Genomic DNA, 26,687 nt, shown 5'->3' with positions numbered 1-26,687 from the left:
GGAGAGCTCCGCCTCTCACGAGTTGCCGGGAGTGGTGTGCCCAGTGTTCCGGCCTGCGTTATCGAGCCTCTGATAATTCAATTATTACAGCGCAATAACTAATCATCTTCAGCCGATTTCAGGCGGGCGAACGCACCGGCCAAAGTGCGCTTCTGATTGAAATCCTGCGCCTGGCGCGCCTGCCGCCTCGCTTGCAAAAATTGGGCATTGACGTGTTTGCGGCAACGCAATAGCGTTTCGCAAAACAATACGACGTTCCGACAAGAGACTCGCGATTGCGAGGCGACGCTCCGGGGCTGGATCGAAAGCAAGGGGAACAGGACCATGACCTACGGCCGGATATCGCTTGCCGCTCTGCTCCTCGCCGCGGGGGCCCTCTCGGCCGGCGCGCAGGAGCGCCAGCTCACCGTCGCGACCTGGGGCGGGACCTACACCCAGAAGCAGCGCGCCACGATCATCGATCCGTTCGCGAAGGAGGCCGGCGTGCGGGTGCTCGATGCGCCCTATACCGGCGGGCTCGGCCAGTTGCGGGCGATGCGCGAGGCGGGCAACAGCACCTGGGACGTGGTGCAGCTCGAGGCACCCGATCTGATCGCCGCCTGCGCCGAGGGGCTGGTCCTGCGGCTCGACAAGGCGAAGCTCGCCAACCTGTCCGATCTCGGGCCCGGGGGCGCCAGCGAATGCGGCGTTGGCGCGGTCGGCTGGTCGATCGTGATCGGCTACAACTCCGATCTGGTGAAGCAGGCGCCGCGGTCCTGGGCCGATTTCTGGGACGTGAAAACCTATCCCGGCAAGCGCGCCATGCGCCGTTCGCCGCAATATGCGCTTGAAGCGGCGCTGCTCGCCGACGGCGTCGCGCCGGCGGAGCTCTATGCGACGCTCGGCAAGAAGGAGGGGGTCGACCGGGCCTTCCGGAAGCTCGACGCGCTGAAGCCGCATATCCAGTGGTGGGAGGCGGGATCGCAGCCGCCCGAATGGCTGGCGCGTGGCGAGGTTGCGATGGCGACCTCCTATGTCGGGCGCCTGCTCGAAGCTCGCGCCGAGAAGGCGCCGGTCTCCTTCGGCTGGGGCGGCTCGTTCTACTCGGTCGATTCCTGGGCGATCGTCGATGGCACGAAGCGCCAGGCGGAGGCCTACGCCTTCCTCGACTATGCCACCGGCGCCAAGGCCCAGGCGGCGTTCTCCGAGATCCAGCCGGTTGCTCCGGTCAACCAGAAGGCCGCCGCGCTGCTGAAGCCCGAGCGGCTGGCGATCATGCCGATCGGCGACAACCTGAAGCAGGGTGCCGTCTTCAGCGATACGTTCTGGGTCGAGAACATCGATGCCCTGACCGAGCGCTTCAACGCCTGGCTCGCCCGCTGAGCGGGCCGGCGACGATCACTCATTCTGCTGTCTGGTTGCGATGGATCCGACATGACCTCTTCCACCATGGACGAGCATTTCGTCCGCTTTGTCGGCGTGCAGAAGTCATTCGGGGCCGCGAAGGTCGTCCATGACCTGAACCTCGACATCAAGCGCGGCGAGTTCATCACCCTGCTCGGACCCTCCGGCTCGGGCAAGACGACCTGCCTGCTGATGCTCGCGGGTTTCGAGGCCCTGTCGCAGGGAGACATCCTCGTCGGCGGGCGCTCGATCGGCTACGTCCCGGCGCAAAAGCGCAATATCGGCATGGTCTTCCAGAGCTATGCGCTGTTCCCGCACATGACCGTGGCCGAGAACATCGCCTTTCCGCTCACCTGCCGGAAGCTGCGCTCGGCCGAGATCGAGGCGCAGGTCAAGCGCGCGCTTGCGATGATCAAGCTGGAGAGCTTCGCCAGCCGGCTCCCGGGCCAGTTGTCCGGCGGCCAGCAGCAGCGCGTGGCGCTTGCCCGTGCGCTGGTCTTCCAGCCGAGCCTCGTGCTGATGGACGAGCCGCTGGGCGCGCTCGACAAGCAGCTGCGCGAAGAGATGCAGTACGAGATCATGAGCATCCAGCAGGAGCTCGGAGTGACCGTGGTCTATGTGACGCACGACCAGTCCGAGGCACTGACGATGTCGGACCGGATCGCGGTGTTCAATGCCGGCGTCATCCAGCAACTGGCGCCGCCGCGCGAGATCTACGAGGCGCCGGCCAACGCCTTCGTCGCCCGCTTCATCGGCGAGAACAACCGCCTCGTCGGCAAGGTGAGCGAGCGCAACGGTTCCTCCTGCGCGGTGACGCTCGCCAGCGGGGCGCGCCTGCGGGCCCGGCCGGTCAATGCCGGCGCGGTCGGCTCGCCCTCGACCTTGTCGGTTCGGCCCGAGCGTGTCGTGCTCGGCGCCGCCGCCGCGAGCCGCGCCAATCGCTTCGAGGCGCTGGTCAGCAATGTCGTCTTCCATGGCGACCATATCCGCGTCGCCATGCAGGTCGCTGGCCAGGATGGCTTCATCGCCAAGCTTTCCAACGTCGTTGGCGTCGAAGTTCCCGCCGCCGGCAGTTCGGTCGCCGTCGGCTGGGACGAGGATGATTGCCATGCTCTCGATGTCGAGAGCGAAGCCTTGCGCCATTGAGCGGGCGGAGGAAGCTGTGAGCGGACTAGCCCTGCCGCAGGCCCTGCGCGCCCCGATCAGCCGCTACGGGCTGCTCCTGCCGTGCCTGCTGTTCATGCTCGGCCTGTTCGTCTGGCCGATCCTCTCCTTGCTGACGGGCGGAGTGCATAGCCCGGAGGTGTCGCAGGCGCTGCCGCAGGCCAGCCGCGCCGTACTGGCCTGGAGCGGGCAGGGGCAGCCGGACGATGCTGCCTTCGAGGCGCTCCTCGCCGACCTGCGCGCCGCGGATCGGCGCGCCGTGGCGGAAGCGGGCCGCAGGCTGAATTACGAGATACCGGGCTACCGCGCCCTGATCCTGAAGACGGCAGCACGTGCCGCCGGCGCGCAGGGCAAGGTGGGCCTCATCGCGATCGACCCCAAATGGGGCGAGGAGAGCTATTGGCTGGCGTTGCGCCGGGCCGCGTCGCCGATCACGCCGAGATACCTTCTGTCGGCGCTCGACCTGGAAGTGCGGCCCGACGGCAGCATCGGCGCTGCGCCACAGGAGAGCGCCATCTTCCTCGGCGTGCTCGGCCGCACGCTCTGGATCTCGCTCGTCGTCACCGTGAGCTGCCTGCTGCTCGCCTTCCCGGTCGCCTATCACATCGCGTCGAGCACGCCGCGCTGGCGCAATCTGCTGTTGCTGCTCGTGTTGTTGCCGTTCTGGACCTCGCTGCTGGTGCGCACCAGCGCCTGGGTCGTGCTGCTGCAGGACAATGGCATGATCAACAGCTTCCTGCTGCGCGCCGGCCTGATCGAGACGCCGCTGCGTCTGATCTTCAACCGCACCGGCGTCTACATCTCCTTCATCCATGTGCTGCTGCCCCTGATGGTGCTGCCGCTCTACAGCGTGATGTCGAACATCTCGCGGGAGTATCTGCGCGCGGCCTTCAGCCTCGGCGCGAGCGGCCCGCGGGCCTTCTTCAAGGTCTACCTGCCGCTGGTCTGGCCCGGCATCTGGTCCGGCACGCTGCTGACCTTCGTGGTCTGCTCTGGCTACTATGTCACGCCGCTGCTCGTCGGCGGCAACACAGACCAGATGATGAGCTATTTCATCGCCTTCTACACCAAGCAGACGGTCAATTGGGGGCTCGCCGCGGCGCTCGCCATCGTTCTCAGCCTGTCCATCCTGCTGGTCACCGGCCTCTATGCCCTGGTCGGCCGGCGCCAGAAGATCGTCGTGAAGGGGTGAGAGATGTCTGACGCCACCCCACCTCGCCAGCACCTTGGCCCGTCGCCCTGGCGCATCCTGACCATCGTGATCTCGGTGCTGGTCTATGCCTTCCTGCTCCTGCCGATCATCGTCGTCCTGCCGCTCGGCTTCAGCTCGGGCTCCTTCCTGACCTATCCGATGCCTGGGCTATCGCTGCGCTGGTATGAGGAACTCGCGCATAACTACAAATGGCTGCTCGCCCTGAAGAACAGCGCGATCGTCGGCGTCTGCGCCGCGGCGCTGTCCTCGGTGCTCGGCGTCAGCGCGGCGCTGGCCCTGGCCTCGCTGCCGCCGAAGGCGAGGGCGCTCGCCTATGGGCTGTTCATCGCACCGCTGGTGGTGCCGGTCATCATCCTGGCGGTGGCGCTGTTCCTGTTCTTCTCGAAGCTCGGCCTCACCGGCTCGCTCGCCGGCATGGTGCTGGCGCATACCATCGTCGGTGCGCCCTATGTCATGATCTCGGTCAACGCGGCCCTGCAGAACTTCGACACGACGCTGGTGCGCGCCGCCAAGAGCCTGGGCGCCTCGTCCTGGGGGGCACAGCGTCTCGTGGTCTTCCCGATCATCAAGCCGGCCATCGTGGCGGGGGCGCTGTTCGCCTTCGTCGTCTCCTTCGATGAGGTGGTGATCTCGCTGTTCCTGGCGAGCCCGGAGCAGGTGACGCTGCCGATCCGCCTCTTCGACGGCATTCGCGACGAGCTGACGCCGGTGGTGATCTCTGCGGCGACGATCATGCTGTTCGTCTCCGTCGGCGGCATGATCTGCGTCGAGGCGCTGCGGCGCCGCTCCGCCAAAGCGCGCGGCCTGCAGGAGAGCTGACGGGAGCGCCCGGCGTGCGACCTCGGCGCGGTACACGCTATTGAGGTTGTGTCGGCAGTATGCTCTGACGGGCGTCCGCGCGCGATCGGTAGCTGGCGTGCAGAAGGATGAGATGAGGAATGGCGGCGGATTCGGAACGGGGTGAAGCCGGGGTCAAATCCGTGCAGCTTGCCTTCGATGTCCTCGAAGCCATCGCGGTGGCGGAAGGGGAGGTCGGCGTCAGCGAGCTCGCCTTGGCGCTTGGCACGACGAAGGGCACGATCTTTCGTCATCTCCAGACGCTGGTCGACCGTGGCTACTGCCAGCAGAACGCCGCGACCTCGCGCTACAAGCTCGGCTTGCGCGCCCACATCCTTGGCCGAAGCGCGACAGGCCAGCTGAACCTGCTCTCCGCCTGCGAGGTTCCAGCCCGCGAATTGCGAGAGGAGCTCGGAGAAACCGTCGTGATCAGCGGCGGCGTCGGCCCCAATCTCGTCGTCCTGAGCACGACCCTCGGCAAGTCCCCGCTGGAGATCGGGGTGCGCGCCGGCAGCGAGCTGGTGCTGCACGCGACGGCGCAGGGCAAGGTGACGCTCGCCTTCGGCTCGGCACAGATCGTCCAGGCCTTCGATCGTCGCAAGCTCGACATCCTCACCGAGCATACGATCTCGTCGCGCGATGCACTGGCGCGCGAGCTCGATCACGTCAGGGAGCACGGCTACGCCGTCGCCCCGAACGAGGACACGCTCGGCATCAACGCGCTCGCAGCCCCGGTCCTCGACGAGACCGGCACGGCGATCGGCTCGATCGCGATCGTCGGCTCGATCCAGTACATCAAGGCCGAGCCGGACAAGGCACAGATCGACGCCGTCCTGCGCGCCGCGATCAAGGCGTCGTGGAACCTCGGCTACAAGGGCTCGATCATTCCGCTGCGCCGCCCGGCCTGACGGCCGCGCCCGGTATCCCGAAAACACCATCCGGCAAGTTGTGACGATCGAGCCGCGCCCGGCCCGGCCGGGGCGCTGCCGCGCGCGCCCCTTTACCATCGCTCCCCGTGGTCGCCGGCCGGCAGAACGCATCTGTCACCGATCTTTCGTCGCGTTCCCGCCACGGATCGCGCGATTCCGTTGACAGTCGACGAGAGGGCAAATACGTTTCTTATAAAGAAACATTGTTTTGTAATGTGATGCCCATCTCGCAAGGCTGGGCTCGCAAAATCAAAAAATGGGGAACGTCATGAAACATCTCGCGGCTCTGGCCAGTGTCTTTGGGGTTTTTGCGATTCCGGTGACTTCTTACGCCGATAGCCTCACCGTCGCGACATGGGGCGGGAGCTACACCCAGAAGCAGCGTTCGGTACAGATGGAGCCCTACACCAAGAAAACAGGTACCGTAGTGCGGGACGCTGTCTACACCGGAGGCCTCGGCCAGATCCGGGCGATGGTCGAAGCCAAGAACACGATCTGGGATGTGATCACGCTCGGCTCTCCGGAGACGATCAACGCCTGCGCCGAGGGAGCCATCGTCGAACTCGACAAGTCGAAGCTGACGCACGCCGCCGATTTCCCGCCCGGCGGCATCACGCCTTGCGGCATCGGTTCCGTCGGCTGGTCGCTGGTGCTGGCCTACAACAGCAAGCTGACCGGCGAGCAGCCGAAGACCTGGGCCGATTTCTGGGATCTGAAGAAATATCCCGGCAAGCGCGCGCTCCGCCGCCAGCCGAAGGCGACGCTGGAGATCGCCCTGCTGGCCGACGGTGTGGCGCGCGAGGACGTCTACAAGGTCATGCGGACGCCCGCCGGCATCGACCGCGCCTTCAAAAAGCTCGACGAGATCAAGTCGAGCATCCAATGGTGGGAAGCGGGGGCGCAGCCCTCCGACTGGCTCAGCTCGGGCAATGTCGTGATGTCGACGTCGTTCATCGGCCGCATCCTCGAGGCCCGCGCCGAAGGGGCGCCGCTCGGCTATGGCTGGCAGGATGCCTTCTACACGATCGACTACTGGACCATCGTCAGCGGCGGCAAGAACATCGAGCGCGCCTACGAATTCATCAACTTCGCGACCTCGCCCGAGGCGCAGGCGGCCTTCTCGGCGATCCAGCCGGTCGCGCCGGTCAACGGCAAGTCCGCCGGCCTGCTCGCACCCGACCGCTTGCCGCTGATGCCGGTCGGCAAGAACCTGGAGCAGAATGTCCGCTACGACGAGCAGTTCTGGAACGACAATCTCGAGACGCTGAACGAGCGCTTCAACGCCTGGCTGGCCAAGGGCTGATCCGGCGGCGAGGCGCTCGTACTCAATCCGCTCGTTCGAAGGTGACCATGTGGCGTGGGGGATCGGCGGCGGTCAGCTTGACCTGGATCGTATCGCCTGGGCTGCCGCCTTGCCCGCGAACTCGCGCGACCACGGGCAGTTCGCAAAGCTGGATGCGCAGGCCGTGCTCGTCCGCATCGGTCACCACTGCCTTGAATGTGGTGCCTTCACTGCCCTTGAGCATCACGGCCTCGGCCAGATCGATCGCGGCCCGGTCGATCTGGCCATCGCGGGCGTCGGCCCGCGCCATGACCTGGGGCAATTGTTCGAATGCGGCCGATACTGCCGGCGGCACAGGCTGGCCATTTGCGACCGCCAGGGCGGCGCGCACCACATAGCGGTCGGCCAGCCGGCGCAGCGGCGCCGTGGCATGCACATAGCTCGCCGCCATCGGCGCATGCCAGGGCACGACGCCTTCTCGGTAGGGAACATAGCTCGCGCCGCCGCTGGCCCTCCTCACTGCCAGCGTGAAGGCAGCATGTCTGCTGTCGGCGAGGTTCAGCGTCTTCTCGAACTGGGTGAGGGGTTCCATTTCCGGCCATGACAGCCCCAGCGCCTGCGCGGTGTGGCGCAGGCGCTGGACGGCTTTCTCATCCGGCTCCGGCATGACCCGGAACAGGCCGGTATGGGCTGCCAGGAGCGCGTCTGCGATGGCGAGATTGCTGGCCAGCGACAAGGCCGCATTCTGCTCCTCGCTTCGCAGGCGTGGCCGGAACGTCAGTTGGTAGCGGCCATCGCCGAGCGCGCTGACCTCCTGTTCGGGTGGGTCGACCCGCGCTGCGCCGCGACGGCTTTCGGCCGCATCGATGCGGCGGGACAGCTCCTCGAAATCGGTTGGCAGATCGGCGGCGCGGACGCTGTCATAGGCGAGCTTGGCGGTGCTGCGGATGACGGCCCGCTCGGCACCGTCGAGATGGACATTGCCGTCCGCATCGACCCGGGTCGTGAAGATCACGGCCGGCCGGGAGACGGCCGGCAGCAGGCTCGCGGCTCCTTCGGTGAGGGCCGGTGGATACAGCCCGGCCTTGCCGTCCGGCAGGTAGATCGTCGTGCCGCGCCGCCAGGCTTCCCGGTCGACCGCGTCGCCATCATCGACGAACCAGGCGACATCGGCGATGGCGTAGTGCAGCAGCAGGTCGTTGCCGCTGCGCTCGATCGCGAAGGCCTGGTCGAGATCCGTCGAGGTCGCGGGGTCCAGCGTGACGAAGGGCCGGTCGATGCGATCGGCATGCTCGGTCGGCGCGCGTCGGGCTGCGGCTTCTGCCGCGGCGAGGACTTCGGGCGGAAACTGGTCCGCAACGCTGAATTGCCGGCGGATCGCGGCCAGTCCGTCGACCAGCGCATTGGTGGAGTCGATAAGCGTCTTCATGCCGTGCCGCCGGCCTCCACCTGTCCTTCGGCGGGCTGCGGAGCCGCCAGCGAAGGATTTCGCCAATGGCTATGTTACCTGAGCGCGACGTGGAGCAGCAGGCCCATCCCCAGCTTCCTGTGCAATCCCTGGTGATGCTGGCGTGCCAAAGGCTTTAGTCATCGCTTTGAACGGGGCAATCCCCGCCCCGGGGCGCTTCGCCGCAACTCCGGCAGCGCGTGCTACAATGCGATCGTCACGTCCGAGCGCGGGCGCGAGGAGCAGGCGAGGATGTAGCCCTGCGCTTCCTCCTCGGGCGAGATTCCGCCTTCGTGCCGCATCTCGACCGAGCCTTCGACGAGGCTGACCCGGCAGGTGCCGCACATTCCGGAGGTGCAGCCGCAGGGGATGACGATGGTCTGGCGTGTCGCAGCCTGCAGCAGTGTCTCGCCCGGCTGCGCAGTGAAATGCTTGTCGCCGAGTCTGACCGCATAGCCTCCAGCCGGCGCATCGACCGGTATCGGCGGCGGCGCCAGAGGTGCGACGGCGCCGAAATGCTCGACATGGAACAGCTCGCGCGCACCGCCCTCGGCGGCGTGGATCAATCGCGCTTCCTCCATGAAGCCGGCGGGGCCACAGCAGAAGACCTCGCGGCGCCCGTAATCCGGCAGCGCGACCGAGACCAGCCGCCGCCCGAGCCGGCCGGCGAAGCCGAACCAGCCGGGCTGCGGCCGGCTGGCGAGCATCGCGACCTTGAGGTTCGGCATCCGTGCCTGCAGCTCGGCGAGTTCTTGGCCGAACAGGATGTCGCGCGGCGTGCGGGCCGCATGGAGCCAATGCACATCGCAACCCGGCGCGGTCGCCGCGAGATGGCGCAGCATCGCCATCAGCGGGCTTGCGCCGGAACCAGCCGAGACCAGGGCAATCCTGTCGGTGGTGCGGCTGTCGATGGTGAAGCGGCCCTTCGGCGGCCGGCCTTCGAGCCGCGCTCCGACCAAGAGCTTGTCGTGCAGCCAGCGGGTGACGCGGCCCTTGGCATGCGCCTTGATGGTCATCGTGATCGTGCCCGAGGCATCCGGCGCCGAGGCGAGCGAGAAGGTGCGGAACAACGTCTCGCCGCCGATCGAGAACTTCAGCGTCATCGACTGGCCGGCAGCGTAGCGCGGCGCGCCACCTTCCGGCCGGAAGACGAAGGTCTTCACGTCATGCGTCTCGTCGCGGATCTCGGCGACGGTGAGCTGCAGCAGATCGGCAGAGGGAGCAGCGACTGGCGCTTCGAGGCTGTCCAGGCTCATTCGGCAGCGATCCTGAATGGCGTGGGCTCGCCGGCATAGGCCGCCATCTTGCCGGCATACCAGTTGGTGAAATTGGTCAGCATGAACTCGGTCGGGGCATAGGGGCCGGGCTGGTAGCCCATCGAGCGGATGCCGGCATGGTTCACCGCCGCGAGCTCGGCGTCCTGCGCATTGGTCGCGATCCAGACCTCGGTCAGCCGCTCCACGTCGTAGTCGACGCCCTCGACCGCATCCTCGTGCACCAGCCAGGTCGTGCGTACCGCCGTCTTGTCCTGGGAGAGCGGCAGCACCCGGAAGTGCAGGATGTGGTCGGCTAGGAAATGGTTCCAGTTGTTCGGCACCCGGAACATCCGGACCGAGCCGAGATCGGGCTCGGTGAAGTCGGCGAGCAGCTTGTTGCAGGCCGGGCCGCCATCCATCGTGAACGATAGCGCGCCCTCGTGGAAGGGCAGGCGGATGCAGCGGAACTCCTGGCCGCCATCGACTGGCTGATGCGGCAGGCCGAGGCCATCCCATTTCGCCGTCTTGCGGTCCATCAGCCCCTTGAACTCGGCCGGTCCGCGCGGATCGTCCGGCAGCGCGAACTCGACCAGCGTCACCAGCAGCTCCGGATGGTTGCCGGCGCAGTGATAGCATTCGCGGTTGTTCTCGATGACGAGCTTCCAGTTCGCGTCCTCGATCAGGGTCATCTCGAAGGCGACCTTGGTGCGCTCCGGCATATGCGGCGCGATATAGGGCGTCACTGCTTCGCGATAGCGCGAGAGGTCGGGCGGATCGTCGGCGAGGCAGATATAGACCATGCCGCAGATCACCTCGACATGGACGGGCTTCAGCCCATGGGCCGAGCGATCGAAATCGGCCGGCATCTGGCGGGCGTTGAGCAGCGAGCCGTCGAGCTCGTAGACCCATTGGTGATAGGGGCAGACGAGCCGGTTGGCGCGGCCCTTCTCATGGCCGCAGATGCGCGAGCCGCGATGGCGGCAGCTATTGTGGAAGGCACGCACCTGTCCGTCCCGGTCGCGCAGTACCACGATCGGATTCTCGCCGACGGTCAGGGTCAGGTAGTCGCCGGGCTTCTTGATCTCGCAGGCATTGCAGGCGAACAGCCAGTCGGTCTCGAACACCGCCTTGATATCGGTCTCGTGCATCGCCGGATCGACATAGAAGGCCTGCGGCAGGCTGTAGCCCTCGCGTCGCTCGGCGAGAAGCTGGCGGATGCGGTCGCGATCGATCATCGGCTGAGACCCTGCGGAGTGGACAGCAGCAATCTTGCGCCGTCTTCGGGCAGGGAGGCCGGAGCATTCCGACCTGGCGGACAAACTTTGCGACAGGACATGTCGCTTTCATTGCAACAATGTCGGAAATCCGCTTTCCTTTGAATGGCTCCAAGCCAGATCATCGCGGGGGAGGGCGAGCTATGAACGAGGCGCCGGCCGGCACCCAGATCGTCACGCTGCTGCTCGTCGAGGGCTTCTCGATGATGAGCGTCGCCTCGGCGATCGAGCCGCTGCGCTCGCTCAATCGGCTGGTCGACCGCGAGGCCTGGCGCTGGCGGCTGGCGAGCCTCGATGGCGGCGTCCTCGCCGCCTCGAACGGCATCCCGATCCCGGCCGAGGCGGCCGAGACCGCCTTGCCCGGCTCACATTACTTCCTCGTCTGCGGTGGCTTGCGCATCCAGTCGGTCGACGAGCGGCGCTATCTCGCCATCCTGCGCAAGGCGGTGCGCAGCGGCGTGCGCGTCGGCTCGCTCTCGACCGGCACCTATCTGCTGGCGCGCGCCGGCCTGCTCGACGGCTATCGCTCGACGATCCACTGGGAAAACCGGCCCGCCTTCCAGGAGGAGTTCCCCCATCTCGTCTGCACCGACAAGCTCTATGAGATCGACCGCGACCGCCTGACCTGCTCGGGCGGCTCGGCCGCGATGGATTTGATGCTGCACTTGATCACTGAGCGCCATGGCGCCGATCTCGCGCGCCGCGTCGCCAACCAGTTCCATCATGACCGCATCCGCGACGAGCGCGACAACCAGAGCGGCGGCCGGCTGGAGCGGATGTCGAGCCTGCCGCCGGCCGTGCGCAGCGCGGTCAGGCTGATGCAGCGCCATGTCGAGGACACGATCTCGATCGCCGACATCGCCGAGAAGGTCGGCATGAGCCCGCGCCAGCTCGAGCGGCTGTTCCTGCGTTATCTGCAGGCCTCGCCGGCGCGTTACTACCTCTCTTTGCGCATCGACCGGGCGCGGGAGCTGCTGCTCTATTCCGACCGTCCGGTGCTGGAAGTCGCGATCGCGGCCGGTTTCACCTCGACCTCGCATTTCGCCCACTGGTTCAAGAAGCTGCAGGGCGTACGGCCGAGCCAGCTGCGCGGGCGGCCTGTCACCGACGAGGCGGTGGTGGCTTCGACAGCCTGAGCACGGCAGGTCGCAAGCGCGACATGCGATGTCGCTTTCCCGGCCCGAGGCTGGAACGGTTCTGATCGACACTTTCACCGCAAGACGGATAACCGTCGGCGGGGAACGGCAGTGGACACGATCGCCTTCATCATGGCGAACCTTCCGGTGATCGGGCAGCGCATGCTCGAGCATGTCTCGCTCGTCGCCGTCTCCGTCGGCGTGGCGATCCTGACCGGTGTGCCGACCGGCATCGCCATCACCCAGAGCAAGCGCGCTGCCGATCTTGTCCTCTACATCGCCTCGATCATCATCACGATCCCCTCGATCGCGCTGTTCGGCATCCTGATCCCGCTGCTCTCGACCATCGGCCACGGCATCGGCTACCTGCCGGCGGTGATCGCGCTGATCCTCTACGCGCAGCTGCCGATCATCCGGAACACCTATACGGCGATCATGAATGTCGACCCCGCGTTGCGCGAGGCGGCGCGCGGCATGGGGATGACCACGCTGGAGCGGCTGCGCCGGGTCGAGCTGCCATTGGCGCTGCCGGTGATCCTGAACGGGGTCCGCAGCGCGGTGGTGCTGAACATCGCGATCGCCGCGATCGCGACCTATATCGGCGCCGGCGGGCTCGGTACCTTCATCTCGCGCGGCATCTCGCAGACCGATATCCGCCAGCTCCTGACCGGCGCGCTCGCCGTCAGCCTGCTCGCGATCATCGCCGATTACGGACTGCTCTTCGCGCAGCGCCTGCTCACCTCGCCGGGATTGAAGCTGAAATGATCCGTCTCGAGCAGGTCTCCAAGCATTTCGGCACGATGATCGCCGTCGACCGCATCGACATGGAGGTGCCGGCCGGCGCCGTCTGCGTCCTGCTCGGCCCTTCCGGCTGCGGCAAGACCACGACGATGAAGATGATCAACCGGCTGATCCCGCCGACCTCCGGCAGGATCTATGTCGACGGCAAGGATACCGCCGGCGTCGACGAGGTCACGCTGCGGCGCTCGATCGGATACGTGATCCAGCAGATCGGCCTGTTCCCCAACATGACGATCGAGGAGAATATCTGCGTCGTGCCGGACCTGCTCGGCTGGCCGGCGGCGAAGTCGCGCAAGCGCGCCGCCGAATTGCTCGACATGGTCAATCTCGACCCCTCCGTCTTCCTGAAGCGCTATCCCAAGCAGCTCTCCGGCGGCCAGCAGCAGCGCGTCGGCGTGGTGCGCGCGCTCGCGGCTGACCCGCCGGTGCTGCTGATGGACGAGCCCTTCGGCGCGATCGACCCGATCAACCGCGAGGTGATCCAGGACGAGTTCATGAAGCTCCAGGCCGAGCTGAAGAAGACCATCGTCTTCGTCAGCCACGACATCGACGAAGCCGTGAAGATGGCGAGCCGGATCGCGATCTTCCGCGACGGCAAGCTGGTTCAGTACGACACGCCCGACAACATCCTCGCCCATCCGATCGACGCCTTCGTCTCGGAATTCGTCGGCTCCGACCGGACCCTGAAGCGGCTGCGGCTGATCAGGGTCACCGACGCGATGATGGCCGAACCTCCGCGCGTGCGGGCCGAGGACTCGCTCGACACCGCCGTCAAGCTGATGGAGGAGCACGGCCATGTCTCGATCGTGATGGTCGGGCCGCGCGGCCGGGCCCGCGGCGTGGTGCGGCTGGAGGAGGTGCGCGAGCGCAAGGGCACGGTCGGCGAGCATCAAGAGCCGCTGCCCGGCGTCGTCAATATCCGCGACGATCTGCGCACTGCCGTCTCGCAGATGTTCACCCATGGCGTGACCTGGCTCGCCTGCATCGACGATGACGGCTTCTACAAGGGCTATGTCACCCAGAAGAGCATCACCCAGGTGCTCGGCGCGACCTACCGGGAAAGCTGAGATGGTGCTCGCGAGCCTGGCAGGGACGCTTCGCTGGCTCGCCGTCTTCGGCGCCTTCGCGCTCGGCGCCTGGCTGCAGGCGCGCGGCACCATCCCCGCCATCCTCGGCCATGCGCAGGATGTGACCTACCTCATCCGCCAGCATCTTGCGCTCGCGGCGACCTCCGGCGCGATCGCGCTCGCCGTCGGCATCCCGCTCGGTATCGTGCTGACGCGGCCGCGCTTCGAGATGTTCGCCGATGCGGTGACGCAGATCGTCAATCTCGGCACCACCATCCCGACGCTCGCCTTGCTCGCGATCTCGATGTCCTTCCTCGGCATCGGCTCGCCGCCGGCGATCTTCGCGCTGTTCGTGCTGACGCTGCTGCCGATCGTGCTCAACACCATCGCCGGCCTGCGCTCCGTGCCGCAGCACCTGATCGAGGCGGCACGCGGCATGGGCATGATGCCCGGCCAGATCCTGCGGCGGGTCGAACTGCCCAACGCCGTCTTCGTCATCCTCGCCGGCGTGCGCACTGCCTTCGCCATCAATATCGGCACCGTGCCGCTGGCCTTCCTGATCGGCGGCGGCGGCCTCGGCGAACTCATCTTCACCGGCATCGACCTGATGGAGCCGAGCATGCTGCTGGCGGGCGCGATCCCGACGGCGCTGCTCGCCGTGCTCGTCGATTTCCTGATCGGCCAGATCCAGTTCTGGCTGGTTCCGAAGGGCGTCAACCCGCTGCGCTGAGCAGCGGTCAACTCAACCAGAAAAGGGGAGTACGACCATGCACAAGCGCAGTTTCCTGGGGCTCGCTTCCGCCGCTTTGGCCTTCGCCGCCCTGCCGCTCGCCGCGCAGGCGCAGACCGTCGTCGTCGGCGGCAAGAACTTTACCGAGCAGCAGATCATGTCGGAGATGACGGCGCAGCTGCTCAAGGCCAAGGGCTTCACGGTCGACAAGCGCGCGGGCCTCGGCACGGCGCCGCTGCGCCAGGCTCAGGAAGCCGGGCAGATCGACCTCTATTGGGAATACACCGGCACCTCGCTGATCACCTTCAACAAGGTCGTCGACAAGATGGATGCGGCCGCGACCTACGCGAAGGTCAAGGAGCTCGACGCTGCCAAGGGTCTGGTCTGGCTGAACCCGTCCAAGGCCAACAACAGCTATGCGCTCGCCATGCGCAAGAAGGACGCCGAGGCCAAGGGCATCAAGTCGCTCGACGACCTCGCCACCAAGCTGAAGAGTGGGCAAGCCCTGAAGCTGGGCTGCAATGCCGAGTTCTACGCCCGTCCCGACGGGCTCGCCCCGCTGCAGAAGACCTATGGCTTCGATTTCGGCCGCGAGAACGTGGTGCGGATGGACACCGGCCTGATCTACCAGGCGCTGCGCGACAGCCAGGTTGATGTCGGCCTCGTCTTCGCCACGGACGGGCGCGTCCCAGCCTTCGATTTCGTCATCCTGACCGACACCAAGGGCTATTTCCCGACCTATGCGATGACCCCGGTCATCCGCAAGGAGACGCTCGACAAGAACCCCAAGCTCGCCGAACTCCTGAACGGCCTTTCGGCAAAGCTCGACGACCTGACCATGGCTAAGCTCAACGCCTCCGTCGATGTCGACAAGAAGAGCATCGAGGAGGTCGCGGCCGGCTTCCTCAAGGCGCAGTCGCTGGTTTGACCTTTCCCTGACTAGACCGGAGGCGCTGTGCCTCCGGTCTTCCGCGAGGGGCCCATGTCGTCGCTGAAGGTCGCAGTCGCCCAGATCCGGTGCGAGCCGGCCGATCTCACCGCAAATCTCGCCGCGCATCTCGACGCCATCGCGAGGGCGCGCGGGGAGGGCGTCGAGCTCCTGCTTTTCCCCGAACTGTCGCTGACCGACTATCTCGCCGCGCCCGATTGCGAGGCTTTGGCCCAGACGCCGGATGCCGAAGTGCTCATGCGCCTCGCCGACGCCGCGGACGGCATCACGATCTCGGCCGGCTTCATCGAGCGCGACGAGCGTGGGAGCTTCTTCAACAGCCAGGGCCTCTTCCGCGACGGCAGGCTGCTCGCGATCCATCGCAAGCTCAACCTGCCGGGCTATGGCGCCTTGCGCGAGGATCGCGTCTATGCCCGAGGCAGCGACCTCGCTTCGGTCGAGCTGGCGGCGGGCTGGCGTGCCGCCACGCTGATCTGCGCCGATGCCTGGAACCCGGCGCTGCCCTGGCTCGCCGCGCTCGGCGGCGCCAACCTTCTATTGCTGCCGGCGGCTTCGGCGCTCGGTGCGGTCGGAGACGGCTTCGACAATCCGCGTGGCTGGGCGATCAATCTCGCCCATAGCGCGATGACCTATGGCCTGCCGACGCTCTTCGCCAATCATTGCGGCACGCGCGGCGGCGCGACGTTCTGGGGTGGGGCACGCATTCTCGATGCGTCGGGCCATGAGCTGGCGCGAGCCGGAGCTGGCTCCGAGCTCATCGTCGCGGAGCTGTCGCAGGCCGATGGCGAAGCGGCGCGCCGCCGCCTGCCGACCGCCCGCGACAGCGACCCTGCTTTGGTCGGCGCCTTGCTGCGCGATCTGATTTCGAACAGCGAAAGCATCAGCTCATGACCGGCGCGATCGACTTCATCCATGGCCTGAATTTCGCGCAGCTACCGCCCGAGGTCATCCATCAGGCCCGGCGCTGCCTGCTCGATCTCGTCGGCGTCGCCATTAGCGGGCGGCAGACCGAACTCTCGCGCATTGCGCATGATTTTGCGGTCGACCATCTCGGCGCCGGGCGAAAGGGCGCGCGCCTGCTCTTCGACGGGCGCCGGGTAAGCGCGACCGGCGCGGCCTTCGCGGGGGCGACGACGATCGATTCCTTCGACGCCCATGACGGCCACGCCTTGACGAAAGGCCATGCGGGGGTTGCGATCCTGCCGGCGCTGCTCGCAGTCGCGGATGCCGAGGGACTGCTCGATGACGGTGGTCTCGATGGCGAAACCCTGCTGACCTGTCTCGTCCTCGGCTACGAGATCGCGACGCGCGCCGGCATCGCCCTGCATGCCAGCGCCTGCGACTACCACACCTCCGGCGCCTGGAACGCGCTCGGCTGTGCCGCCGTCGCCGCCCGCCTGCTCAAGCTCGATCGCGAGCGTACACGCCATGCGCTCGGCACCGCCGAATATCACGGGCCGCGCAGCCAGATGATGCGCTGCATCGACCATCCGACCATGGTCAAGGACGGCTCTGGCTGGGGCGCGCTCGCCGGTGTCAGCGCCGCCTATTTGGCGAAGGACGGCTTCACCGGCGCGCCGGCGATCACGATGGAAGCGCCGGAGCAGGCGGCGATCTGGGCCGATCTCGGCGAGCGCTGGCTGATCCTCGATCAGTATTTCAAGCCATGGCCGGTCTGCCGCTGGGCACAGCCGGCGATCGAGGCCGCGAGCGGCCTTCTTCGTGAGCACGGCTTCAAGGCGTCGGACATCGATCTGATCGAGGTGGAGACGTTCCACGAAGCCGTGCGCCTCGGCGCGCAGCTGCCTGCATCGACGGAGATGGCGCAGTACGCGATCGGCTTCCCACTTGCCGCCTTCATCGTTCGTGGGCGACTTGGCGCCGAGGAAATCGGCGGCGAAGGCCTCGCCGATCCCGCGATCCAGGACATGCTGCGGCGCATAAGGCTGGTCGAGGCGGCCGAGCTCTCCCGGCGCTTTCCCGCAGAGAGGCTGGCACGCCTGCGTATCGTCCTGAAATCGGGCCATGTCGCGGTATCGGAGGTCTCATCTGCCCGCGGCGACCGGAGCCGTCCTTTGTCAGATGCGGATCTGCTGGCGAAGTTCAGTATGTCTGCAGCCCTGCTCGGTCCTGAGCGCAGTACTCATCTCGGCCGTGGCTGCATGGCCCTGGAAGGTTCCTCTGCCGGATACCTCTGCGGCGGCCTGTTTGCGCCCATCTGACGCGACTGAGGACGGCTTTCTCCGTTCGGGCAAAAACAGAGGTCGTTATTCCATCTGTATCGTTCTTTTGAAAGAACGTTTCATTGACGCGGCGCCGGGCGGGCGCGCAGTCTGGGGCACGCGCAAATGCCGCCCGATGTTGTCTTCGGGTGAGCCGCAAACTTGCTGACCAGCCGACTGCGACACGACGATATGAGCCTTGAATCCGAGTATCTCTGGTACATCCCCAATGTCGTCGAGCCCGGTCATCGCGGCGATTCCGCCGTCGATGGCCACAACAGCCTGGAGACGCTGACCAGCCACGCCAGGGCGCTGGAAGAGCATGGCTGGAAGGGCGCGCTGCTCGGCACCGGCTGGGGCCGGCCCGACACCTTCACGGTCGCGGCTGCGCTCGCGGCCCGCACCACCAGCTTCGAGCCGTTGATCGCGATCCGCCCGGGCTATTGGCGGCCGGCGAACTTCGCCTCCGCTGCGGCGACGCTCGACCACCTGACTGGCGGGCGCGTGCGCATCAACATCGTCTCCGGCAAGGACAATCTCGCCGCCTATGGCGACAGCGAGGGTGACCAGGCGCATCGCTATGGCCGCACCAGGGAGTTCATGCGCCTGGTCCGCAAGCTCTGGACGCAAGAGAATGTCGACTTCGCTGGCGAGCATTTCCGGGTCGATGGATCGACCGTGGTGCCGCGCATCGAACAGCGCGGCGCGCGGCGTCATCCCCGGCTCTATTTCGGCGGTGCCTCCGATGCGGCGGAGCGGGTCGCCGCGACCGAAGCCGACGTCCAGCTCTTCTGGGGCGAGCCGTTGGAGGACGTGCGTCAGCGGATCGAGCGGCTGAAGGCCTTGAGCCGCGATCTCGACCGCGATCTGCCGCCGCTCGAATTCGGGCTGCGGGTCACCACCTTCGTCCGCGATACCACGGAACAGGCCTGGGCGGAGGCCGAGGTTAAGGTTGCCGAGATGGCGCAGGGCAAGGGCGCTGGCTGGAACGACCACCGGCGCGGCGTCGCGGTCGGCCAGCAGCGCCTGTTCGACCTGCAGGGCCGCGGCGAGGTGCTCGACGACAATCTCTACACCACGCCGGGCAAGTTCGGCGGCGGCGGGGCGGGCACCACCTGGCTGGTCGGCTCGGCCGAGGACGTGGCGCGCTCGCTGCGCAAGTACCGCGACCTCGGCATCAGCCATTTCGTCCTGTCGGACACGCCCTATCTGCCCGAGATCAGGCGGCAGGGCGACCAGCTCCTGCCCTTGCTGCGGAACTGAAGCGGGAGGCGTCTGCCTCCCGTCTCAGATGACCTTGGCGCGCAGCGTCGCGGTGACGATCTCGGTGACGACCACCACCGCGAAGATCACGACGAGCACCAGCCCGACCTGGTCCCAGTAGAGATTGTCCATCGCCGCCTGCAGGGCGACGCCGAGGCCGCCGGCGCCGACCAGGCCGAGCACGGCGCTCTCGCGCACATTGATGTCCCAGCGGAACAGGCTGACGGCGAGGAAAGCCGGCTTCACCTGCGGCCAGAAGCCCTTGAGCAGGACGGAGCGCCATGGCGCACCCGCCGCCCGCAGCGCCTCGATCGGGCCGGGCTTGGCCTCCTCGATCGCCTCGGCCAGGAACTTGCCGGTGAAGCCGATCGAATGCACCGCCACCGCCATGACGCCGGCGAGCGCGCCGGGGCCGAACACCGCGACGAAGAGCAGCGCCCAGACCAGCGTGTGCACCGAGCGCGTCGCGACCAGGATGAAGCGGCCGAGCGTGTTGACCCAGACCGAGGACGAGATGTTGCGGGCGCACATCAGCGCGACCGGCGTCGCCATCAGGATCGCCAGCACCGTGCCGAGCGTCGCCGTGTGCAGCGTCTCGATCAGCGCCTGCTGGACGGTCTTGGGAAAGTAGGCCCAGTCGATCGGCCACATCCTGGCGAAGAGATCGACCGTCTGCGCCGGCGCGTCGTAGAGGAATTCCGGGATCACCTCGATGGTCTGGACCGACCAGCCCAGCGCCAGCGCCGCGACGCCCCAGAACGCGAGCCGCATGCCGCGCTCGGCGGCGGTGAAGCGATGCCAGACCGGGCCGGAGGCGCCTTGCTTGACCTCGCCGCTCGGCGCCTCATCCTGATAGACCCGGCGCATGAAGGCGGAGAGGATTTCGCCGGCCATCACCGCCAGGATGATCGCGATGATGATGGTCAGCACGAAGTCGTAGTCGAAGCGCTGGAAGGCGGTGAACAGGGTCGCGCCGATGCCGCCGCCGCCGACGAGGCCGACCAGGGCGGAATTACGCAGGTTCGAATCGAGCTGGTAGGCGGCAAAGCCGATGAAGCGCGGCAGCACCTGCGGCACCACGCCCATCACCACGACCGAGAGGAAGGGCGATCCGGCGGCGCGCAGCGCCTCGATCGGCTTCATCGACATTTCTTCGATCGCCTCGGCGATCAGCTTTGCGATGAAGCCGATGGTGGCGACGATCAGCGCCAGGATGCCGGCGAGCGCGCCGAAGCCGACCGCCTTGACGAAGAGGATGGCGACGATGACCGGGTGGAAGGTCCGGCACAGCGCGATCAGCCCGCGCGCCAGGATCGTCACCGGCAGCGGCATCAGGTTGCGGGCGGCGCAGAGGCCGACAGGCAAGGCGAGCAGCACGCCGGCGCCGGTCGCGATGATCGCGATCTGCAGCGATTCCAGCATGCCCTGCGCGAGCAGCTGCAGTTTGTCGTGCGCCAGGTTCGGCGGGAACATCCGGCCGAGGAAGCGCGCGCCATTGCCGAGGCCCTGGACGAAACGCTCCCAGCGGATGTCGACGATGCCGGCGGCGTAGATCACATAGGCGACGAACAGCACCGCGCCGAGGCGCAGCGGCCAGTTCGCCGGGAAGGCGCGGGCGCGCAGGCTGCCGCCGGCGCTCACAGGAGGAGCGCTCATTCCATCCAGCCTTCGCCGCCATAGATCTCGGCGAGATGGCTGTCCTGCAGCCCCGCCGGCGGCCCGTCATAGACCACGAGGCCCTTCGACATGCCGATCATCCGCAGCGCATAGCGGCGGGCCAGCGCCACGTTGTGGATGTTGACCAGCACCGGGATGTTGCGCTCGCGGCCGACCTTGGCGAGCAGCTCCATGATCTCGACCGAGGTCTTGGGATCGAGCGAGGAGGTCGGCTCGTCGGCGAGGATCAGGTCCGGCTCCTGCATCACCGCGCGGGCGATGCCGACGCGCTGGCGCTGGCCGCCGGAGAGCTGGTCGGCGCGGCGGGTGGCGAAGTCGCCGAGACCGACCGATTCCAGCAGGGCGAAAGCGTGGGCGATGTCCTCCTCGGGGAAGCGCCGCGTCCAGGCGCGCCAGACCGGGACATAGCCGAGGCGGCCGCAGAGCACGTTCTCGATCACCGTCAGCCGCTCGACCAGGTTGTATTCCTGGAAGACCATGCCAAGGCGCCGGCGCGCCGCCCTGAGAGGCTCGCCCTGCAGCTTCGCCAGGTCGGTGCCGCCCAGCATGATCGAGCCGGAGGTCGGGTCGACCAGCCGGTTGATGCAGCGGATCAGCGTCGACTTGCCGGTGCCGGAGGGGCCGATGATCGCGACGATCCCTGGCTCGGAGACGCTGAGCGAGATGTCGCGCAGGACCGGCTGGCCCTTGCGGTACTCCTTGACGAGGTTGCGGATGACAAGCGCCCGGCCATGGCCGGGCGCCTCTGCGACGGGGAGGGCGCTCATGGGCTGCGTCGGGCCTTCGATCAGGGCTTGGCCGGCGCCGGCTGCGCCTTCTTCTTGGCGAGTTCGTCCGCCTCGCGCTTGGCCTCGGTGTCGTAGGCCGACTTGTTGTAGGGCGTGCCCGACTTCTCGGCGACGTCACGCACGATCGCCCAGTCCTTCTGGTAGGTGATCGGCAGGAAGCGGTCGTCGCCGTTGAACTCCTTGGTCATTTCCGGGGTGAAGCGGAAGGAGAAGAAGCAGTCGGTCAGCTTCTTGGCGAGCTCGGGCTTCAGGTCATGCGCATAGGCGAAGGACGAGGTCGGGAAGATCGCGCTGCGATAGATCTCGCGGGTGTCCTCCTTCTTGATCGTGCCGCGCACGATCATGCGCTCGTAGACGTCGCCGGCCACCGCCGCCATGTCGTAGTCGCCGGAGACGACGCCGAGCAGCGACTTGTCATGACCGCCCGACATCAGCGGCTTGTAGTCCTTGTCGGCCTCCAGCCCGAATTCGGGGAAGAGCACGCGCGGGGCAAGGTTGCCCGAGTTGGACGAGGGCGAGGTATGGGCGACCTTCTTGTCCTTGAGGTCCGACAGCTTCTGGTAGGGGCTGGAGGCCTTGACCACCGCGACGAGGTTGTAGCCGCGCACGCCCGCCGCCGAGCCCTTGGCCGCGAAGGGGATCGCGCCGGCGAGATTGACCGCGAAGCCGGTCGGGCCGGTCGAGAATCCCGCGAAATGCAGGCGGCCCGAGCGCATCGCCTCGATCTCGGCCGAGTTCGACTGGACGGGGTAGTAGACGATGCGCTTGCCGGTGCAGGCGGCGAGATGGTCGGTCAGCGGCTTGAAGATGTTGGCGTAGACGGCCGGGTCCTCGACCGGCGTATAGGCCCAGACCAGTGCCGACGGGTCCTTCAGTTTCGAGGCCTCGGTCGGCACGTCGGCGACCAGGTCCTTGTTGGCGTCGCAATACATCGTGTCGAGCTGGCCGCGATTGGGGCAGGCATCCTGCGCCTGCGCCGCACCGGCGAGCCCAAGGCCCAGCAGCAGCGAGGTCGTGGCGGTCAGGCAAGTCAGCGTCTTGGTCATTTGCGGCGTCTCTCCCGGGCGATCGTTGTTGTAAGCCGGCTAGAGTATGTGACATAAAACTGTCACATTCCAGCCGGGCGAGACGCCTCATCTTACGACTATAGTGGCCTTGTCCACCGCGACGGTTGGGCCTCACGCCAACCCAGACGATGCAGAATTCCCCCTCTACAACCTTTCCGGATAGTCTGACGGCGCTGGTGCCACGCTATGACGGCTTCCTGCTCGACCAGTGGGGCGTGCTGCATGACGGCGTCCGGCCTTATCCAGATGCAGTGGCTGCGCTGGAGATGCTGCGCCGGGCGGGCAAGCGCGTGATTATCCTCTCGAATTCCGGACGGCGCGGAGCCGAGAACGCAGCCCTGCTGGCGAAGATGGGCTTCGCAGGCGCGCTTTATGACGAGGTCGTCTCGGCGGGGGACGACGCCCGCGATGCATTGGCGGCGCGCGACGAGTCATTCCACCAAGCGCTTGGCCGGCACTGCCTGCTGCTGGCGCGCGAGGGCGAGGCGCATCTGGCGGCAGGGCTCGGTCTCGATCTGGTCGATGATGTCGCCCTGGCCGACTTCATCCTACTGATGACCATGGATCCGCCCCGGCAATCGGTCGCTGGCTGGATGGATGTGCTGGAAGCGGCCAGCGCTCGCCGCCTGCCGATGCTCTGCGCCAATCCCGACCTGCATCGCGCCAGCCCCGATGGCGGCCTGCAGGAGGCGCCCGGTCTCGTCGCGCGCGCCTATGAGCAGCTCGGCGGCACGGTGCGCTATCACGGCAAGCCGCAGCCGCGGATCTATCGCACCTGTCTGGCGAAGCTCGGCCTCGACCGCAGCCGGGTCGTCGCGATCGGCGACTCGCTGGAACACGACATTGCCGGTGCCCAAGGCACCGGCATCGACAGCGTCTTCATCGCCGGCGGCATCCATCGCGGCGAGATCGGTTGGGATGGCGCGGCGATGGACCCGGCGAGCTGTCTCGCACTCTTCGCCCGCGCCGGACGTAGCCCGACCTACGTGCTGCCGCTGCTCGGCTGAGGTAGGACCGGCTCAGCGGCCGGTCAGGAACAGGCCCGAGAGGAAATAGGCCAGCGCCGAGATCAGGCCGGCTGCCGGCATGGTGACGATCCAGGCGAAGACGATGCCGCGGGCGACGCCCCAGCGCACCGCCGTGACGCGCCTTGCCGCACCGACGCCGATGATCGCGCCGGTGATGGTGTGCGTGGTCGAGACGGGGACGCCGAGATAGGTCGCCATGAACAGGGTGATCGCGCCGCCGGTCTCGGCGCAGAACCCCTGCTGCGGCGAGAGCCGGGTGATCTTCGAGCCCATGGTGTGGACGATGCGCCAGCCGCCGCAGAGCGTGCCGAGCGCCATCGCCGCCTGGCAGGAGATCACCACCCAGAACGGCACCGAGAAGGTGTCGCCCATCATGCCGTGCGAGAACAGCAGCACGGCGATGATGCCCATGGTCTTCTGCGCGTCATTGGCGCCGTGCCCGAGCGAATAGAGCGAGGCCGAGACGAATTGCAGAAGGCGAAAGGTCGAATCGACCTTGATCGGCGCGACCTTCAGGAAGGTCCAGGAGACGATCAGCACCAGCACCAGCGCCAGCGCGAAGCCGATCGCCGGGGACATGAAGATCGCGAGGAAGGTCTTGCCGAGCCCCCACCAGACGATCGAGGAGAGGCCGACCTTCGACAGGCCGGCGCCGACCAGCCCGCCGATCAGCGCATGCGACGAACTCGACGGGATGCCGGCGATCCAGGTGACGACGTTCCAGACGATCGCGCCCGTGAGCGCGCCGAAGATCACCCGGTCGTCGACGATCGTCGCCTGGATGATGCCGGAGCCGACCGTCTGGGCGACGTGCAGGCCAAAGAACAGGAAGGCAATGAAGTTGAAGAAGGCGGCCCAGAGCACCGCCCATTGCGGCGCCAGCACCCTCGTCGAGACGATGGTCGCGATCGAGTTGGCGGCGTCGTGCAGGCCGTTCAGGAAATCGAACAGCAGCGCGACGGCGATCAGGAAGAGGAGGGCAGGGGCGAAACTGGCGAAGTCCACGGTGCGGGACGCTTTTCAGAGATGTTCGAGAACGATGCGGCTGACGCGCTTGGCGACGTCCTCGAAGCGGTCGACCACCTTTTCGAGATGATCGTAGATCTCGGCGCCGACGATGAACCCCATCGCGTCGCTGCCGCGATGGGCCTTGAACAGCTCCTTCAGCCCCTGGTCGTAAAGCTGGTCGGAGCGCTCCTCGATCGCGCCGATCTCCTTGGCGAGCGCGCCGATGCCGACCGCATGCTTCTTGATGTCGCGCAGCATGGGGAGCAGCTCGCCGACCTTGATCGCCGCGGCGACGACGGTCTTGCCGAGCTCCTGCATGCTGGGCGTGAAGCTCTCGACCTCGAAGAGCCGGATCGCCTTGGCGGTCTTCTGCATCTGGTCGATGGCATCGTCCATCGAGCCGATCAGTTCCTCGATGTCGCCGCGGTCGAAGGGGGTGATGAAGGTGCGGCCGACCTCGAGCATGACCTCGCCGGCGATCGCATCGGCCCGGTTCTCCTCGGCGAAGATCTCGGCGCAGCCTGCCTCGATCGGCCTTTCCCCGCTGAGCACGCCGTCGAGGGCGAATGCGCCGGCTTGCAATGTCTGCGCATGACGCTCGAACAGCACGAAGAACTTGTCTTCCTTCGGCAGCAGTTTCTGGAACCAGCCCAGCATCGGAACGGCCTCTCACCAACTTAGTCCGGCCCGCGGCAAATGAGCGGGATGACATGCCTGCGCCTTTTGTGACAGTTTTGCGACAACGGCAATCCGGATTCACCGGTTTTGCCTGCCGCTGGCCTCGACGCCGGCGGGCGCAGAAGACGATAGGGAGGACTGACATGTTTACACGCAGGATCGCGCTGGTTTCGGCGCTTGGCTTGGCTCTGGCCGCCTCGGCCGTTCACGCGCAGGCGCCGTCGGGCAAGGTCACAGTGGTGACCTCGTTCTCGAAGGACGTCACTGACCCGATCAAGAAGGCCTTTGAAAAGGCGGTGCCCGGCGTCACGCTGGAAGTCCAGAACCGCAACACCAACGCCGGCGTGAAATATGTCGAGGAGACCAAGGCCAACAATCAGGTCGACCTGTTCTGGGCCTCGGCGCCCGACGCCTTCGAGGTGCTGAAGGGCAAGAAGCTGCTCACTGCCTATAAGCCCAAGGCGACCGGCATTCCCGAGAAGATCGGCTCCTACCCGATCAATGATCCGCAGGGCTTCTATTTCGGCTTCGCGGCGTCCGGCTACGGCATCATGTGGAATGAGCGCTATGCCAAGGCCAACAAGCTGCCGGAACCCAAGGACTGGCAGGACCTCGCCAAGCCGGCCTTCTACGGCCATGTCTCGATCGCCTCGCCCGCACGTTCGGGCACGACGCATCTCACCGTCGAGACCATCCTGCAGGGCGAGGGCTGGGAGAAGGGCTGGCGCACGCTCAAGGAGATGTCCGGCAATTTCCATTCGATCACCGAGCGCTCCTTCGGCGTGCCGGAGGCGGTGAATTCCGGCCAGGTCGGCGTCGGCATCGTCATCGACTTCTTCGCCTTCTCGGCGCAGGCCTCCGGCTTCCCGGTCAAGTTCGTCTATCCGACCGTGACCACGGTCGTCCCCGCCAATGTCGGCATCATCGCCAATCCGCCGAACAAGGCGGCGGCCGAGGCCTTCATCGAGTTCCTGCTCTCGCCGACCGGCCAGGAGGTGCTGCTCGAACCCGGCATCCGCCGCCTGCCGGTCAACCCAGCCGTCTATGCTAAGGCCGGCGCCGACTATCCCAACCCCTTCACCGATCCGCGCTTCCAGAAGATGATCGGCTTCGACGTCGACAAGTCGGAGGCGCGTACCGCTGTCGTCGACACGCTGTTCGACCAGTTGATCTCCTTCCAGCTCGATGCGCTGAAGGGCGTCACCAAGACGCTGCACGAGGTCGATGCGGCGCTGGCCAAGAAGCCCAATGCCCAGGCCAAGGCACTCGCCGACGAGGCCCGCACCTTGATCGCGGCATTGCCCGTGACCGAGGCGCAGGCCGCGAGTGCCGAGCTGCGCGGCGCCTTCACCGGAGGCAAGGAGAAGGGCGCCCGCCAGGCCGAGATCGAGGCGCAATGGGCGAGCTTCGCCCGCGACAACTACGCCAAGGCGAAGGCCAAGGCCGAGGAGGCGCTGAAGGCGGCGAAGTAGCCCTCTCGCGTCATCC

Annotated in this window: 24 protein-coding genes; 16 read left to right on the top strand and 8 right to left on the bottom strand. The window is 66.8% G+C overall.

Annotated elements, in window-relative coordinates:
- The first annotated feature begins 324 nt into the window (after positions 1 to 324).
- The 6 genes from VGV58_RS11020 to VGV58_RS10995 all read left to right on the top strand — a co-directional run bounded on the left by VGV58_RS11020 (position 325) and on the right by VGV58_RS10995 (position 6,829).
- The gene (locus VGV58_RS11020) at positions 325 to 1,362 is read left to right on the top strand and encodes an ABC transporter substrate-binding protein (protein WP_326874053.1); all 1,038 of its coding nucleotides are present in this window, start codon (positions 325 to 327) and stop codon (positions 1,360 to 1,362) included.
- A gap of 51 nt (positions 1,363 to 1,413) precedes the next feature.
- On the top strand, positions 1,414 to 2,529 hold the full coding sequence (locus tag VGV58_RS11015) for an ABC transporter ATP-binding protein (protein WP_326874052.1): 1,116 nt from the start codon (positions 1,414 to 1,416) through the stop codon (positions 2,527 to 2,529).
- Positions 2,530 to 2,545: 16 nt separating this feature from the next.
- Complete coding sequence (locus tag VGV58_RS11010; RefSeq protein WP_326874051.1) at positions 2,546 to 3,739, top strand: ABC transporter permease; 1,194 nt, start codon at positions 2,546 to 2,548, stop codon at positions 3,737 to 3,739.
- Between the two features lie 3 nt (positions 3,740 to 3,742).
- Entirely contained in the window at positions 3,743 to 4,579 is an 837-nt protein-coding gene (locus VGV58_RS11005) for an ABC transporter permease (RefSeq protein WP_326874050.1), read from the top strand.
- A 119-nt stretch (positions 4,580 to 4,698) separates the two neighbouring features.
- Positions 4,699 to 5,505 carry an IclR family transcriptional regulator gene (locus VGV58_RS11000; protein WP_326874049.1) on the top strand — a complete coding sequence of 269 codons (807 nt, stop codon included), beginning with the start codon at positions 4,699 to 4,701 and terminating at the stop codon, positions 5,503 to 5,505.
- A gap of 289 nt (positions 5,506 to 5,794) precedes the next feature.
- Positions 5,795 to 6,829, top strand: coding sequence for an ABC transporter substrate-binding protein (locus tag VGV58_RS10995; RefSeq protein ID WP_326874048.1), 1,035 nt, complete (start codon positions 5,795 to 5,797; stop codon positions 6,827 to 6,829).
- A 22-nt stretch (positions 6,830 to 6,851) separates the two neighbouring features.
- Here VGV58_RS10995 and VGV58_RS10990 read toward each other — a convergent pair whose 3' ends face one another.
- From VGV58_RS10990 to VGV58_RS10980, 3 genes are all read right to left on the bottom strand, one after another.
- Entirely contained in the window at positions 6,852 to 8,237 is a 1,386-nt protein-coding gene (locus VGV58_RS10990) for an RNB domain-containing ribonuclease (RefSeq protein ID WP_326874047.1), read from the bottom strand.
- 221 nt (positions 8,238 to 8,458) lie between these two features.
- Positions 8,459 to 9,511 (bottom strand): FAD-binding oxidoreductase, encoded by a 1,053-nt coding sequence (locus tag VGV58_RS10985; RefSeq protein WP_326874046.1) that lies wholly within the window; start codon positions 9,509 to 9,511, stop codon positions 8,459 to 8,461.
- Complete coding sequence (locus tag VGV58_RS10980) at positions 9,508 to 10,746, bottom strand: aromatic ring-hydroxylating oxygenase subunit alpha (RefSeq protein WP_326874045.1); 1,239 nt, start codon at positions 10,744 to 10,746, stop codon at positions 9,508 to 9,510. Before VGV58_RS10980 ends, VGV58_RS10985 begins: the two co-directional genes overlap by 4 nt.
- Before the next feature lie 182 nt (positions 10,747 to 10,928).
- Between VGV58_RS10980 and VGV58_RS10975 the strand changes: the two genes are divergently transcribed.
- From VGV58_RS10975 to VGV58_RS10940, 8 genes are all read left to right on the top strand, one after another.
- Complete coding sequence (locus tag VGV58_RS10975) at positions 10,929 to 11,921, top strand: GlxA family transcriptional regulator (protein ID WP_326874044.1); 993 nt, start codon at positions 10,929 to 10,931, stop codon at positions 11,919 to 11,921.
- A gap of 111 nt (positions 11,922 to 12,032) precedes the next feature.
- Positions 12,033 to 12,686, top strand: a complete 654-nt coding sequence (locus VGV58_RS10970; protein WP_326874043.1) for an ABC transporter permease — start codon at positions 12,033 to 12,035, stop codon at positions 12,684 to 12,686.
- The gene (locus VGV58_RS10965) at positions 12,683 to 13,789 is read left to right on the top strand and encodes an ABC transporter ATP-binding protein (protein WP_326874042.1); all 1,107 of its coding nucleotides are present in this window, start codon (positions 12,683 to 12,685) and stop codon (positions 13,787 to 13,789) included. Before VGV58_RS10970 ends, VGV58_RS10965 begins: the two co-directional genes overlap by 4 nt.
- Position 13,790: 1 nt before the next feature.
- On the top strand, positions 13,791 to 14,519 hold the full coding sequence (locus tag VGV58_RS10960) for an ABC transporter permease (RefSeq protein WP_326874041.1): 729 nt from the start codon (positions 13,791 to 13,793) through the stop codon (positions 14,517 to 14,519).
- Positions 14,520 to 14,556: 37 nt separating this feature from the next.
- The gene (locus tag VGV58_RS10955; protein WP_326874040.1) at positions 14,557 to 15,447 is read left to right on the top strand and encodes a glycine betaine ABC transporter substrate-binding protein; all 891 of its coding nucleotides are present in this window, start codon (positions 14,557 to 14,559) and stop codon (positions 15,445 to 15,447) included.
- A gap of 54 nt (positions 15,448 to 15,501) precedes the next feature.
- A complete protein-coding gene (locus VGV58_RS10950; protein WP_326874039.1) occupies positions 15,502 to 16,359 on the top strand; it encodes a nitrilase-related carbon-nitrogen hydrolase in 858 nt (285 codons plus the stop codon).
- Positions 16,356 to 17,690: an MmgE/PrpD family protein gene (locus VGV58_RS10945; RefSeq protein WP_326874038.1), complete on the top strand. Its 1,335-nt coding sequence runs from the start codon at positions 16,356 to 16,358 to the stop codon at positions 17,688 to 17,690. The genes VGV58_RS10950 and VGV58_RS10945 overlap by 4 nt, the downstream gene beginning before the upstream one ends.
- Before the next feature lie 192 nt (positions 17,691 to 17,882).
- Positions 17,883 to 18,953 carry an LLM class flavin-dependent oxidoreductase gene (locus VGV58_RS10940; RefSeq protein WP_326874037.1) on the top strand — a complete coding sequence of 357 codons (1,071 nt, stop codon included), beginning with the start codon at positions 17,883 to 17,885 and terminating at the stop codon, positions 18,951 to 18,953.
- A gap of 24 nt (positions 18,954 to 18,977) precedes the next feature.
- On the opposite strand, the gene phnE is transcribed toward VGV58_RS10940, so the two are convergent.
- The 3 genes from phnE to phnD are packed head-to-tail and all read right to left on the bottom strand — an operon-like array spanning position 18,978 to position 22,464.
- A complete protein-coding gene (phnE, locus tag VGV58_RS10935; protein ID WP_326874036.1) occupies positions 18,978 to 20,609 on the bottom strand; it encodes a phosphonate ABC transporter, permease protein PhnE in 1,632 nt (543 codons plus the stop codon).
- Positions 20,606 to 21,397, bottom strand: coding sequence for a phosphonate ABC transporter ATP-binding protein (gene phnC / locus VGV58_RS10930; RefSeq protein WP_326874035.1), 792 nt, complete (start codon positions 21,395 to 21,397; stop codon positions 20,606 to 20,608). The genes phnE and phnC overlap by 4 nt, the downstream gene beginning before the upstream one ends.
- A gap of 20 nt (positions 21,398 to 21,417) precedes the next feature.
- Positions 21,418 to 22,464 (bottom strand): phosphate/phosphite/phosphonate ABC transporter substrate-binding protein, encoded by a 1,047-nt coding sequence (phnD, locus tag VGV58_RS10925; RefSeq protein ID WP_326874034.1) that lies wholly within the window; start codon positions 22,462 to 22,464, stop codon positions 21,418 to 21,420.
- A 197-nt stretch (positions 22,465 to 22,661) separates the two neighbouring features.
- Here phnD and VGV58_RS10920 point away from each other — a divergent pair, with 197 nt between their 5' ends.
- The gene (locus VGV58_RS10920; RefSeq protein WP_326874033.1) at positions 22,662 to 23,492 is read left to right on the top strand and encodes a TIGR01459 family HAD-type hydrolase; all 831 of its coding nucleotides are present in this window, start codon (positions 22,662 to 22,664) and stop codon (positions 23,490 to 23,492) included.
- A gap of 12 nt (positions 23,493 to 23,504) precedes the next feature.
- Here VGV58_RS10920 and VGV58_RS10915 read toward each other — a convergent pair whose 3' ends face one another.
- Together VGV58_RS10915 and VGV58_RS10910 are read right to left on the bottom strand one after the other, a co-directional pair.
- The gene (locus tag VGV58_RS10915; protein ID WP_326874032.1) at positions 23,505 to 24,518 is read right to left on the bottom strand and encodes an inorganic phosphate transporter; all 1,014 of its coding nucleotides are present in this window, start codon (positions 24,516 to 24,518) and stop codon (positions 23,505 to 23,507) included.
- 15 nt (positions 24,519 to 24,533) lie between these two features.
- Positions 24,534 to 25,178 carry a DUF47 domain-containing protein gene (locus tag VGV58_RS10910; protein ID WP_326874031.1) on the bottom strand — a complete coding sequence of 215 codons (645 nt, stop codon included), beginning with the start codon at positions 25,176 to 25,178 and terminating at the stop codon, positions 24,534 to 24,536.
- Positions 25,179 to 25,342: 164 nt separating this feature from the next.
- Between VGV58_RS10910 and VGV58_RS10905 the strand changes: the two genes are divergently transcribed.
- Positions 25,343 to 26,671 carry an ABC transporter substrate-binding protein gene (locus VGV58_RS10905; protein ID WP_326874030.1) on the top strand — a complete coding sequence of 443 codons (1,329 nt, stop codon included), beginning with the start codon at positions 25,343 to 25,345 and terminating at the stop codon, positions 26,669 to 26,671.
- Positions 26,672 to 26,687: the final 16 nt, after the last annotated feature.

Origin of the sequence: Allobosea sp. (genome assembly GCF_035944895.1) — a bacterium.
Classification (GTDB): domain Bacteria; phylum Pseudomonadota; class Alphaproteobacteria; order Rhizobiales; family Beijerinckiaceae; genus Allobosea.
The sequence above is the reverse complement of the archived record's forward strand: the minus strand, read 5'-3'. Positions and strand labels throughout refer to the sequence as shown.